The sequence below is a fragment of the Kitasatospora sp. NPDC053057 genome (assembly GCF_044546945.1).
In the GTDB taxonomy this organism is placed as follows: Bacteria; Actinomycetota; Actinomycetes; order Streptomycetales; family Streptomycetaceae; genus Kitasatospora.
This window is the reverse complement of the sequence record NZ_JBITZP010000069.1, coordinates 1-10,587: the sequence shown is the minus strand read 5'-3', so window position 1 is coordinate 10,587 and position 10,587 is coordinate 1. Positions and strand designations below refer to the sequence as shown.

Here is a 10,587-nt window from a genome sequence, read left to right as displayed (position 1 = left end):
CCACGGTCGCCACGGTCGCCGCGGTCGTCACGGTTGAAGCCACCCGAGCGACGGTCATCGCGGTCACGGCCGGCACCGAAGCCACCGGAACGGCGGTCATCGCGGTCACGGCCGGCACCGAAGCCACCGGAGCGACGGTCGTCACGGTCACGGTCGCGGTCCCGGTCACGGCCGAAGGCCGGACGCTCGGTGCGCGCCTCGCGGTACGCCGGGGTGCGCTCCTCGGCCTGCGGCGCAGCGGCGGCCGGGGCCTCCGCGGCGGCCGGGGCGTCGGCCTGGGCGGTCTCCTCGCCGGCCTCGGCGGACGCGGCCGGGGCCTCGTCCTCGATGCCCAGCTCGGCCCGCTCGCGCGCCGCACGGGCGGCCAGGCGGTCGGCCTCCTCGCGCAGCTCGGTGGCGCGGCGCTGCGCGCGCTCCAGCTGGCGGGTCATGTCGGCGAGCTCGCGCTCGGCGGCACCGGCGATGTTCGCGGCGCTCTCGGCCTGCACCTCGGTGAGCGAGCGGGCGCCGGTGATCTTGGCGACCTCGGCGTCGAAGGCGTGGTCCAGGATGTGGCGGCTGGCGTCGACGCCCGCGTCCTCCATCAGGCGGAAGACGCCACGGCGCTGGTGCGGCAGCACCAGGGTGACGACGGCACCGGAGCGGCCGGCGCGCGCGGTGCGGCCGGAGCGGTGCAGGTAGTCCTTGTGGTCGCCGGCCGGGTCCACGTTGAGGACCAGGTCGATGCCGTCGACGTGGATGCCGCGGGCGGCGACGTCGGTGGCGACGACGACGTTGACGTAGCCGTCCTTGAAGTCGCCGAGGACGCGGGTACGGGCGCCCTGGGTCATGCCGCCGTGCAGCGCGTCGGCCTTCACACCGGCCTCGATCAGCTGCTCGGCGACGCGGTCGGCGCCCATCTGGGTGCGGACGAAGATGATCGTGCGGCCCTTGCGGGCGGCGATCGCGTTGGTGATCGGCGCCTTGTCCTTGGGCTTCACCACGAGGATGTGGTGGGTCATGGTGGTGACGGCGCCGGCCGACGGGTCGACCTCGTGGGTGACCGGGCTCTTCAGGTAGCGCTTCACCAGGGTGTCGATCTCGTTCTCCAGGGTGGCGGAGAACAGCAGGCGCTGGCCGCCGGCCGGCACCTGGTCGAGGATCTCGGTGACCTCGGGCAGGAAGCCCATGTCGGCCATCTGGTCGGCCTCGTCGAGGACGACGGTCTGGACGTCGTCCAGCTTGGCGGAGCCGCGGTTCAGCAGGTCGCGCAGACGGCCGGGGGTGGCGACCAGGACGTCGACGCCGCGCTCCAGCGCGTAGATCTGGTTCGACATCGAGGTGCCGCCGCAGACGACCTTGAGGCGCAGGCCGAGCACCGAGCCGAAGGGCTCCAGGGCGTCGGCGACCTGCATGGCCAGCTCGCGGGTCGGGACCAGGATCAGACCGCGCGGGTGCTTGGCGCGGGTGCGCTCGCCGTCGGACAGGCGGGTCAGCAGCGGCAGGCCGAAGCTGAGGGTCTTGCCGGAGCCGGTGCGGCCGCGGCCCAGCACGTCCTTGCCGGCCAGGGCGTCCGGGATGGTCGCGGCCTGGATCGGGAACGGGGTGGTGACGCCGCGCTTGGCGAGGGCGCGGACGACGTCGTCGTGCAGGCCCAGGTCGCCGAAGGTGATGGTGGGCTCGGCGGGCTCGGTGGCCTCGACCGTCTCCTCGACGGTCTCGGCGGTGACCTCCTCGGCCGGCTCCGCGGCCTCGGTGATCAGATCGGTGGAATCGGTGACATCGGCGGCGGCCTCGTTCGCGGGCATGGCGAAGCGGGCGTCGTCAACGAGAGACATGCAAAACCTTCCGGAAGTGGCACGCGCCAAAGTCCGGGGTTCTGTTTCACAACCGCCTCTATGCGGTCAGCCACGGATCGCCGGAACGCGCCAAGGGCGCCAGATGGGATTAGGGCGCCAGTCAAATGAATCAAACGAACGATCTACCACCATAGAGGACCCTCGGGATCGGAGGCAAATGCCCAGGCCAGCCCACTAGTGCGCACCCGCATGGGGGCTCGGGGCCGAGGAACCGGAGCTGCTTGAGGAGGGTTCCGGGCCCGGCGGGACGGTTGCGGCGGGCGTGGTGTGCTCAGGCTCTGGGGTGCCGGACGGGTGGCCGCTCGGAGTGGCCGACGGGGTCCCCGCACCGCCGCCGGAGCGGCCCTCGCCGGTGCCGCCGGCGCCCGTCGAACCGCCGCCCGCGGAACCGCCTGGGTGCGGCGCGGGGCCGGAATTCGCGCCCCCCGTCGAGGCGTTGCCGCCCGGCGCGCCCTCGGGAGCGCCCGCCCCCGGCACCGGGACCACGCCGGCCACCGTGCTGTTCGCGCCGGGCGTGAGCTCGCCCGGCGCGGCAGCCGTGGCCCCGGCCGGCGCGTTCTCGGCCTGCGGGCCCCCCTGGCGCTCCGCGTGCCCCGACGCGCCCCCCGGGTGCCCGGCGCCCGGAGAGGCCGAGGGGCCGCCCGTCGCCCCCGGCCGGCCCGCCGGACCGGCCTGCCCGACCGGCGCCACCCCGCCGTGCTTCTCCTCCGCCGCCGGACCGACCGACATGCACCCCGTCAGCCCCAGCCCGGCCACCGCCAGCACCGCCGCCGCCCGCACCGCGCGCGACCGCAGCGCGGCCGCCTCCCGCACCGCCGCTGCCGAACGCGCCGATCCCAGCGCCCGCACCGAAGCCACCACGCCCACTCTCCTGCCGCCCCACCCGGGCCGCCCACTGGCGCGCGGCCGCTTTCGGTGCCCAACGCGCGTCAGGTCCGGCGGGACACGGGTCGGCGCGGCAGTTCTCGGCAGCCGTGCGACGCGCCCCGGCCGCGGGAGCCTCAGCCCCAGAGCGCCGAAGCCAGCTCCGCCCCCGCGTACACCGCGGTCAGCCCGGCCGCCAGGCTCCCGGCCACGTTCGCCACCGCGTACCGCCCGGCACCGGACTCGGTCAGCCGCAGCGTCTCGTACGAGAAGGTCGAGTACGTGGTCAGCGCGCCGCAGAAGCCCGTGCCGACCAGCAGTTGGACGTGCGAGGAGGCCGCGCCCGCCGTCACCGCGCCGGCCAGCAGGCCGAGCACCAGGCAGCCGAACACGTTCACCGTGAAGGTGCCCCACGGGAACACCGAGTCGTGCCGGGACTGCACCGCCCGGTCGGTCAGGTACCGCAGCGGCGCGCCGACCATCGCGCCCACCACCACCAGCAGCCAGTTCACTCCGTTCCCCCGACCGCACCCCGGCCCCGGTGGTGGACGACCTCGCACTGGTCCAGCAGCACCAGGCCCTCCGCGACCAGTTCCTCCAGCTGCGGCAGGAAACCCCGCACCCGGTCCTCCTCGTCCACGATCAGCACCGCCACCGGCAGGTCCTCACTCAGCGACAGCAGCCGCGCCGTGTGCACCAGCGAGGAGGCCCCGAACCCCTCGATCCCCCGGAACACGCTCGCCCCGGCCAGCCCGGCCGCCCGCGCCCGGTGCACGATCTCGCTGTACAGCGGGCGGTGGTGCCAGGTGTCGCTCTCGCCCACCAGCACGGTCAGCCGCAGCGCCGGCCCGCTCAGCCGGCTCACCGGGCACCGCCGCGGTGGATCAGGCGCCGAGTCAGCACCGCGGCCGCCCACACCGCGCCGAGCGCACCCACCAGGGTCAGCCCCAGGTACGCCAGCCCGGGCCCGAGCCGCCCGGCCTCCAGCAGCCGGCGGATGTCCACCGCGGACGTCGAGAAGGTGGTGAACCCGCCCAGCACCCCGGTGCCGAAGAACGGCCGCAGCAGCGGGTGCGCCGGGCGCCCCTCGGTGATCGCCACCAGGAACACCCCGATCACCGCGCAGCCGACCACGTTGATCAGCAGCGTCGTCCACGGGAAGGCCGACTGCCCGGTCTCCCAGCCCAGCCCGGCCGCGTACCGCGCCACCGCGCCGATCGCCCCGCCCACCGCGACCACCGCCACGGCCGGCCCCTGCCCGCGCAGCGCCGACGGCCGTCCGCGCACCGGCGCCGACGTGCTGTCCACCGTGTCCTCCAAGGTCGCCACGGACCCATCAAACACCCCTGTCCGCTGCCTGGCACACCGTCACCCCAGAGCCGACAATGATCCGGTGGAAATGACCCGGGAAGAGTTCGAGACGCTGGTCAGCGACGCCCTGGACGGGATTCCCCCGCAGCTCGCGGCCATGATGGACAACGTCGCGGTCTTCGTCGAGGACGAACCCGACCCGAGCGATCCCGAACTCCTCGGCCTCTACGAGGGCACCCCGCTCACCGAGCGCGGCGAGTGGTACGCGGGCGTCCTGCCCGACCGGATCCTGATCTACCGCGGCCCCATCCTGCGGCACTGCGAGACCCACGAGCAGGTGGTCGAGGAGGTCCGCACCACCGTCATCCACGAGGTCGCCCACCACTTCGGCTTCGACGATCACGAGCTGGACGAGCTCGGCTGGTCCTGACCCCCGCCCCCACCCGGCCCAAACCCGTTTTGGCGATCCGCCCCGCATCCCATATGCTTCTCGACGTCCCCGGAACGCTGGAAACAGCCGGACGGGCCGCAAGCCCTCATCGTCTAGTGGCCCAGGACGCCGCCCTTTCAAGGCGGTAGCACGGGTTCGAATCCCGTTGGGGGCACGGCAGTACCGTAGTAAAGTGCAGTGCCGCAAGACCTTAGTGGTTCGCCACTACCAGGTCCCGTGGAGCAGTTGGTTAGCTCGCCACCCTGTCAAGGTGGAGGTCGCGGGTTCAAGTCCCGTCGGGATCGCTCGTCTCGCAAGAGACGGTGCAGTACGGCCAGGTAGCTCAGTTGGTACGAGCGTCCGCCTGAAAAGCGGAAGGTCGCCGGTTCGACCCCGGCCCTGGCCACCAGCCTTGACCAGGCACGATGCCCTCGAAGCAGCTCGCTTCGGGGGCATTTTTGCGTCGCCTGACGCCAGCGGGACGGTGGACGGTCGCCCCAGCGATCCAGTAGCGCTGAGTTTCAAGCTCATCAGCGCTACTATGCATGCATGGCTACAGTGCAGATCAGGAACCTGAACGACGACGCCTACGCGATACTGCGCCGGCGCGCGGACGAGTCGGGACGATCACTCCAGGAGTATTTGCGGCTCCGGCTTGAGGAGGAAGCCGCACAGCCCACCGTCGAGGAAGTGCTGACCACGGCTCGAGAGAACCTGTCGAGCAGCGTCTCGATGGCCGACATCCTCGCCGCACAGCGGGAGGGCCGGGGCGAGTGATCGTCGTCGACAACTCGGTACTCGTGGCAGCACTGTTGGATCGGGGCCCCCTCGGCAAGGCATGCGCGGGCCGGATCTCCGGAGAACGCCTCGCCGCCCCCGCACTGATCGACATCGAAGCCGCGAGCGCAATCCGCGGACTGCTGCTCGGCCGGAAGGTCGAGTTCGCCGACGCGGATCGCGCCCTCCGACTGTTGCCCTCAGTGCCGATCCAGCGCGCCCAACACACGGAGCTCCTGCCGCGAATCTGGGAGCTCCGAGGCAACTTCACCGCGTACGACGCCGCCTACATCGCTCTCGCCGAGCACTTGGCCGTACCGCTGGTCACCGGCGACGCCAAGTTGCAGCGAGGCTCCGGTGCGCAGTGCGTCATCGAAGTGATCAGCTGACGGCACGTGCGGTCGCCTGGCGGCTTCGCAGCGCGCCGATCCGAGTCGCCTTCGGTGACAACGGCCGTCGACCGGACCCCGATCGAAAGGGTCAGCGCGGGCGTCAGCCCCGCAGAGCCCGGTCGTCGAGCCGGCGCAGCAGGCCGGGCAGGTGCTGGTACTGGCTGCGGAGGGCTGCCACCCGCTCCCGAAACTCAAGGCCGCGTCCGACGTGGTCGCAGGCATCACGGAGCTGGACCAGGAGGGCCACAGCGACGTCATAGCGGGCCACCTGTTTACGGGCGACATGGTTATCGACCTCGCGCCAGATCGCTTCCTCGTTGGCGGCCAGGGCGGTCAGCTTCGTCGCGCGCGCCTCGTCCCGAACCCGCTCGGCACGCTGCCGGCGCTCGGTGGCTCGCGTGTGTGCTGCGGCCAGCAGTTCTGCGGCCGAGCGCTGGCCTGGCACGGTCACCGCAGACGGCTCGCCGAGCAAGCGGCGCAGGAACTCGGCTCCCAGCTGAGGCTCATCGCCCAGTGCCAGGCGCAACAGGATCCCGTCCTTGTCCTTCTCGGGAAGCGCGGCGATCAGCGGCGCCAGCTCCTTCTTCCCGGGCCGTTTCCGAGGTGCGGGGGCGGGCGGGCTGGCCTGAGCGGCGACCGCCAGCAGGTCGGCGTCGACACGCAGGAAGTCCGCGAGCGCTCGCTGCGGTGCGGTGAGCCGATCGAGCCCGGCCGGGACCGGGGGCTCGACAGCTTCCTGGTAAGCCTCCTCATCGTCGGCGTCCTGCAGCGCCCAAGCGCCGATGGCGGACAGCCACGCGAGGTACAGGGCGCGGTGATCCCCGGAAGCCAGCTCGGCCCGTACCCCGGCGATGGCACCGAGCGAGTCCTCGGCGCCCTCCTCCCAGTCCCCGCCCTCGTCCTCGCTGCGTAGGTCCAGAACGAGGTGGGTCTTGGTCGTCCATGCCTCGACGCACTCGTCGAAGCAGTACGGCTCCAGCGCCCGCAGCGTGAGCTGCCCCTTGGGCACGCGCAGGATCACCTGGTGGGTGCCCCAGTTGGTCAGGTAGAGGTGAGCGTCGTAGTACTGCTCCACCATCCGCCTCGGATCACCGCGGAAGTTGCCCCACTGATATTCGTTGGTGAAGCTGGTCGCGGTGATCCGGGCTCGGGTGGACAGCGCCCGCAGTTGCTCCTGCTCGTCGCTGGTCAGCGGCCGGTCGATCGCCAGGAACTCGTAGTACTGGTACTCACTCATCGCTGCGACCCTAGCGGGACCACCAACCCCTGATGATGGGATCCGCCAAGCCCGAGAAGACAGGAAGCGATGATGGAACCCGAGCAGCCACGCACCGTCGAGCAGATCCGAGGACTCGTCAGCTGGATCGGCGCGGGACGCAAGCTCACCCAGACGGGCAAGGTCACCCTCGCGGATGCGCGGGCCCTGGTCACGCTCCTGGAGACCGGCGACACGATCGACCCGGCCATCGGTGACAGGACCTTCAAGACCAAGTCCAGCCAGGAGCTGTACCACCTGAACCTGCTGGTGGAATGGGCCAAGGCGGCCCGGCTGCTTCGGGCCACCGGCGGCCGTCTGGTGCCCGTCAAGAAGAACGCGCGCCTACTGGAGGACCCCGAGCGCGTCCTCGACGCGCTGTTCGAGGCGCTGCCGCGCATCGGCGAGGCGGTGCTCCCCTCCGGGTGGCTCGGCTCGATGTTCGCGGAGGAGTACCCGTCCGGGCTGCGGGTGGTGCTGACGAGCCTCTACGCCGCCGACCTTCCGGTACCGGAACGGAAGCTGCGGGCTGCGGTGTGGAACGCACTGTCCGGGTTCTTCGTCCTCGATGACCTTCCGCAAGACCGTCTCGGCCTCCTGCGCCGGGGCAACGACCGCGACGTGGAGAGCCTGCTCACGGCCCTCAGGGGCCTCGGCGCCGTCGAACTGACCGGTGACGCCGTCACATTCACCGCGGCCGGCCGCGAAGCCATGTCCCGGCTCCGCGGGGAGCCACGCCCTGGCGACCCGGTCTACCAGCTCCGCATCCAGCTCGCCGATGTGGGCCAGCCTTCGGTCTGGCGTCTCGTCCGGGTACCGGCAGGCATCCGCCTCGACGGGCTGCACCAGGTCATCCAGGCCGCCATGGGCTGGCAGAACTGTCACCTGCACGCGTTCAGCGCGAAAGGCGTCCAGTACGGACGCCGCTCCGACGAACTGGACTTCGTGGACGAGACCACCGCCGTCCTGGACACCCTGGTCAAGGAAGGTGGACACCTCGATTACGACTACGATTTCGGCGACTCGTGGGAGCACCGCATCACCGTCGAACGCCGGATGACAGCCGAGGCCGGCCACCACTATCCCGCCTGCGTGGACGGCGCCGGAGCCTGCCCACCTGAGGACTGCGGCGGCCCGGGCGGGTACGAGGACCTCAAGCGAACCCTCCAGGACTCCACCGACCCTGAGCACGAGGACCTGCTTCGCTGGCTCGGTCTCAAGACAGCAGCCGACTTCGACCCGGCCCACTTCGACCTACGCGAGATCAACCGGCAACTGCTCACCCTCGATTGACGAGCACGGTCTGATCCCGAGGCTCCGGGTGACGCCGACGCTGACGTCAACCACCGTGCACGATGGCGTCCGAAGCCGCACTTCTGCGGATGGCGGAAGCGCTCGAACCGCTGATGGGGATCCCCACCGGCGCGAGGACATCGCGTTCGGCGAGACGCTGCACATCCCGGAGCCGTTCGACTTCGACCTGGTCACCGGGGACCTGCTGCCGTACTGAGCGCCCCAGCCGGGCGCCGTCAGGCGAGGCGCGCGGTGAGCCAGTCCGCCGTGGCCGGGAGCCAGTCCGGGAGGGCGGTGCCGAGCAGGTGGTTGCCGTGCGGGACGAGCAGCAGTTCGGCGTTCGGGGCGTGCTCGGCGAGGACGGTGGCGTTGGTGACGCCGGGGATGCGGTCCTCGCCGCCCTCGACCACCAGCAGCGGGAGGGTGATCGTCGGGGCGAGCCCGGTCAGGTCGAGCCGCTCCACGAAGGCACGGGCCGCCTCGGGGCCGCCGCAGCGCTGGGCCAGGGTCTCGCTGACGAAGGGGACCACGCCCGCCCAGTCCAGCCGGTACGGGCCGCTGACCGCCACGGCGGCGCGCAGCCGCGACTCGTGGGCGGCGGCCATCGCCGCGTAGTAGCCGCCCAGACTGAGGCCGACCACGGCGGTGCGGGCGAGGTCCAGGCCGTCGTGGGCCGCGAGCGCGTCCAGGGCCCGGCCCACCACCCGGTGGTAGTCGGGCTCCGGCGCGCTGGTGGCGGCCAGTACGCCCTGGCCCGGCCCGTCGATCGCCAGCACGGCGGCCCCCGGGCCAGCAGGGCGTCGGCGAGCGCGTGGAACTCCTCCTTCCCGGAGTCCATGCCCGGCACGATCAGCACCACCGGGCCGCCACCCGCCGCCGGACGGCGCAGCCAGCCCGCGAAGCCCTCGCCCTCGACCCGCGCCGCCTCCGGCTCCAGCAGCGCCAGCGACTGCCGCATCGCCTCGTCGGCCTCGGCGGCCAGCCGGGCGGCGGCGGCCCGGTCGGGGTGCGGCATCAGTCCGGCGGCGTGGAACCAGCGGGCGGCGCTGCGGTAGGCGGCGCCGGCGGTGACCGTACGGCCCTCTGCAGCGGCGATCCCGGCCGCGGCGGCGTACCGGCGCCCCACCGCGCCGAAGGCGGCCGGCCAGTCCCGCAGGGAGGTCAGCGGGGCGGTCACCCGGTCGTACTCGTACGGGTCGAGGCCGGCGCCGTGGGCGCGCGGGCGGGTTTCCGCGATGAACGCGGGCAGCAGACCAGGGGTGTCGACGAAGGACACGATCAGGGTTCCTTTCCAGGAGTCAGGCGACGGTCAGGACGGCCTTGCCGCGGATCCGACGGTCGCGCAGGTCGGTGAGGGTGGTCGCGGTCCGCTCCCAGGGCGCGACCAGGCCGATCTCCGGGGTCAGCCGGCCGGCCGCCGCCAGCCGCACCAGGGTGGCCAGGTCCTCGCCGTCCGGGACGTCGGAGTCGGCGTAGTGGAAGTGCCGCAGGGTGGCCGACTCGGGGCCGGCGAAGAAGTCGAAGAAGTTCAGCGTGGCCGGCGTACGCGAGGCCTGGCCGAACCAGACCAGGGTGCCGCGCCGGGCCAGCCGGGCCAGCGCCAGCGGCAGGCCGGCCCCACCGGTGGACTCCAGCACCAGGTCGTACGGGCCGCGGGCCTCACCGAGCTCGTGCACCACCTCGGCCGCGCCCAGCTCGGCCAGCCGGCGGCCGCGCTCCGGAGAGGCGGTGACGACGGTCAGCTCGGCCCCGGCCGCCGCGGCCAGCTCGGTGAAGTAGTGCCCGACCCCACCGGACGCCCCGGTCAGCAGCACCCGCCGCCCGGCCACCGCCCCCACCGTGCGCAGCAGCCGCAACGCGGTCAGACCCGCCAACGGCAGCGCAGCGGCCCGTACGGCGTCCAGGCGGTCCGGCAGCTCGGCGAGCGAGGACACCGGCACACACACGTACTCGGCCCACCCGGCCGCCGGCGGATGCCCGACCACCCGTCGGCACACCGCGGGCCCCGACCCGTCGGCCGCAGCCTGCACGACCAGCCCGGCCACGTCCTTCCCCGGCCGCCACCCGTCCCTGGGCGCCTCCAGCTGGAAGGTCTCCCCCCGGTTCACCGAGAACGCCTCCACCTTCACCAACACCTCCCCCGGCCCCGGCCGCGGCTGCTCCACCTCCGCGAACCGCACCGGCTCCACCGCGTCCCCCGTCGCCACCAGCGCCTTCATCCCCACTCCTCACCCCGTCGGAGCCCCCACTCCACCGCCCCCACCACCCCCCGGTCCAACAACCACCCGACAGCAACGACAACCACCCGCTGTCGCACCCCCCACCCCCAGCACCCCCACCTCCCTCCCCCACCCAACCAAGGCGAGAGGGACGCGCTGCGGGAGGGGCGGTGGAGGGGGTGGCTGCGGAGAGGGGCGTGACGGGTGA

Annotated in this window: 14 protein-coding genes and 3 tRNA genes; 9 read left to right on the top strand and 8 right to left on the bottom strand. The window is 72.7% G+C overall.

What is annotated here, in order from left to right; translation table 11 throughout:
- The 5 genes from ACIG5E_RS37380 to crcB (ACIG5E_RS37360) all read right to left on the bottom strand — a co-directional run.
- Positions 1–1,817 (bottom strand): DEAD/DEAH box helicase (locus ACIG5E_RS37380; RefSeq protein WP_396541428.1); only part of this gene is annotated, 1,817 nt, incomplete at its 3' end.
- A 195-nt stretch (positions 1,818–2,012) separates the two neighbouring features.
- Positions 2,013–2,699, bottom strand: a complete 687-nt coding sequence (locus ACIG5E_RS37375) for a hypothetical protein (protein WP_396541426.1) — start codon at positions 2,697–2,699, stop codon at positions 2,013–2,015.
- Positions 2,700–2,839: 140 nt separating this feature from the next.
- Entirely contained in the window at positions 2,840–3,214 is a 375-nt protein-coding gene (gene crcB / locus ACIG5E_RS37370) for a fluoride efflux transporter CrcB (protein ID WP_396541424.1), read from the bottom strand.
- Positions 3,211–3,567, bottom strand: a complete 357-nt coding sequence (locus tag ACIG5E_RS37365) for a DUF190 domain-containing protein (RefSeq protein WP_396541422.1) — start codon at positions 3,565–3,567, stop codon at positions 3,211–3,213. The genes crcB (ACIG5E_RS37370) and ACIG5E_RS37365 overlap by 4 nt, the downstream gene beginning before the upstream one ends.
- Positions 3,564–4,031: a fluoride efflux transporter CrcB gene (crcB, locus tag ACIG5E_RS37360; RefSeq protein WP_396541420.1), complete on the bottom strand. Its 468-nt coding sequence runs from the start codon at positions 4,029–4,031 to the stop codon at positions 3,564–3,566. The genes ACIG5E_RS37365 and crcB (ACIG5E_RS37360) overlap by 4 nt, the downstream gene beginning before the upstream one ends.
- Positions 4,032–4,101: 70 nt before the next feature.
- Between crcB (ACIG5E_RS37360) and ACIG5E_RS37355 the strand changes: the two genes are divergently transcribed.
- From ACIG5E_RS37355 to ACIG5E_RS37330, 6 genes are all read left to right on the top strand, one after another.
- On the top strand, positions 4,102–4,443 hold the full coding sequence (locus ACIG5E_RS37355) for a metallopeptidase family protein (protein WP_396541418.1): 342 nt from the start codon (positions 4,102–4,104) through the stop codon (positions 4,441–4,443).
- Between the two features lie 102 nt (positions 4,444–4,545).
- A tRNA-Glu gene (locus ACIG5E_RS37350) sits at positions 4,546–4,618 on the top strand.
- 56 nt (positions 4,619–4,674) lie between these two features.
- A tRNA-Asp gene (locus ACIG5E_RS37345) sits at positions 4,675–4,748 on the top strand.
- A gap of 27 nt (positions 4,749–4,775) precedes the next feature.
- Positions 4,776–4,852, top strand: a tRNA-Phe gene (locus ACIG5E_RS37340).
- Between the two features lie 140 nt (positions 4,853–4,992).
- Positions 4,993–5,220, top strand: coding sequence for a FitA-like ribbon-helix-helix domain-containing protein (locus tag ACIG5E_RS37335; RefSeq protein ID WP_396541416.1), 228 nt, complete (start codon positions 4,993–4,995; stop codon positions 5,218–5,220).
- A complete protein-coding gene (locus ACIG5E_RS37330; RefSeq protein ID WP_396541414.1) occupies positions 5,217–5,609 on the top strand; it encodes a type II toxin-antitoxin system VapC family toxin in 393 nt (130 codons plus the stop codon). The genes ACIG5E_RS37335 and ACIG5E_RS37330 overlap by 4 nt, the downstream gene beginning before the upstream one ends.
- A 103-nt stretch (positions 5,610–5,712) precedes the next feature.
- Here ACIG5E_RS37330 and ACIG5E_RS37325 read toward each other — a convergent pair whose 3' ends face one another.
- A complete protein-coding gene (locus tag ACIG5E_RS37325; protein WP_396541412.1) occupies positions 5,713–6,849 on the bottom strand; it encodes a hypothetical protein in 1,137 nt (378 codons plus the stop codon).
- Between the two features lie 72 nt (positions 6,850–6,921).
- On the opposite strand from ACIG5E_RS37325, the gene ACIG5E_RS37320 reads away from it, so the two are divergent.
- Both ACIG5E_RS37320 and ACIG5E_RS37315 read left to right on the top strand, forming a co-directional pair.
- Complete coding sequence (locus ACIG5E_RS37320; protein ID WP_396541410.1) at positions 6,922–8,160, top strand: plasmid pRiA4b ORF-3 family protein; 1,239 nt, start codon at positions 6,922–6,924, stop codon at positions 8,158–8,160.
- A gap of 28 nt (positions 8,161–8,188) precedes the next feature.
- Positions 8,189–8,377 (top strand): hypothetical protein, encoded by a 189-nt coding sequence (locus tag ACIG5E_RS37315; protein ID WP_396541408.1) that lies wholly within the window; start codon positions 8,189–8,191, stop codon positions 8,375–8,377.
- Between the two features lie 19 nt (positions 8,378–8,396).
- Here the strand turns inward: ACIG5E_RS37315 and ACIG5E_RS37310 are convergent, their stop codons facing one another.
- Positions 8,397–8,936 carry an alpha/beta hydrolase family protein gene (locus tag ACIG5E_RS37310; RefSeq protein ID WP_396541406.1) on the bottom strand — a complete coding sequence of 180 codons (540 nt, stop codon included), beginning with the start codon at positions 8,934–8,936 and terminating at the stop codon, positions 8,397–8,399.
- A gap of 60 nt (positions 8,937–8,996) precedes the next feature.
- Between ACIG5E_RS37310 and ACIG5E_RS37305 the strand changes: the two genes are divergently transcribed.
- The gene (locus tag ACIG5E_RS37305; RefSeq protein WP_396541404.1) at positions 8,997–9,215 is read left to right on the top strand and encodes a hypothetical protein; all 219 of its coding nucleotides are present in this window, start codon (positions 8,997–8,999) and stop codon (positions 9,213–9,215) included.
- Positions 9,216–9,458: 243 nt separating this feature from the next.
- Here ACIG5E_RS37305 and ACIG5E_RS37300 read toward each other — a convergent pair whose 3' ends face one another.
- A complete protein-coding gene (locus ACIG5E_RS37300; protein ID WP_396541402.1) occupies positions 9,459–10,379 on the bottom strand; it encodes a zinc-binding dehydrogenase in 921 nt (306 codons plus the stop codon).
- Positions 10,380–10,587 lie beyond the last annotated feature (208 nt).

Bases quoted from the DNA above. Each gene is read 5' to 3' on its own strand.
- ACIG5E_RS37355 (WP_396541418.1), top strand. From the start codon at position 4,102: ATGACCCGGGAAGAGTTCGAGACGCTGGTCAGCGACGCCCTGGACGGG.
- ACIG5E_RS37335 (WP_396541416.1), top strand. From the start codon at position 4,993: ATGGCTACAGTGCAGATCAGGAACCTGAACGACGACGCCTACGCGATA.
- ACIG5E_RS37325 (WP_396541412.1), bottom strand. From the start codon at position 6,849: ATGAGTGAGTACCAGTACTACGAGTTCCTGGCGATCGACCGGCCGCTG.
- ACIG5E_RS37320 (WP_396541410.1), top strand. From the start codon at position 6,922: ATGGAACCCGAGCAGCCACGCACCGTCGAGCAGATCCGAGGACTCGTC.
- ACIG5E_RS37305 (WP_396541404.1), top strand. From the start codon at position 8,997: ATGCCCGGCACGATCAGCACCACCGGGCCGCCACCCGCCGCCGGACGG.
- ACIG5E_RS37300 (WP_396541402.1), bottom strand. From the start codon at position 10,379: ATGAAGGCGCTGGTGGCGACGGGGGACGCGGTGGAGCCGGTGCGGTTC.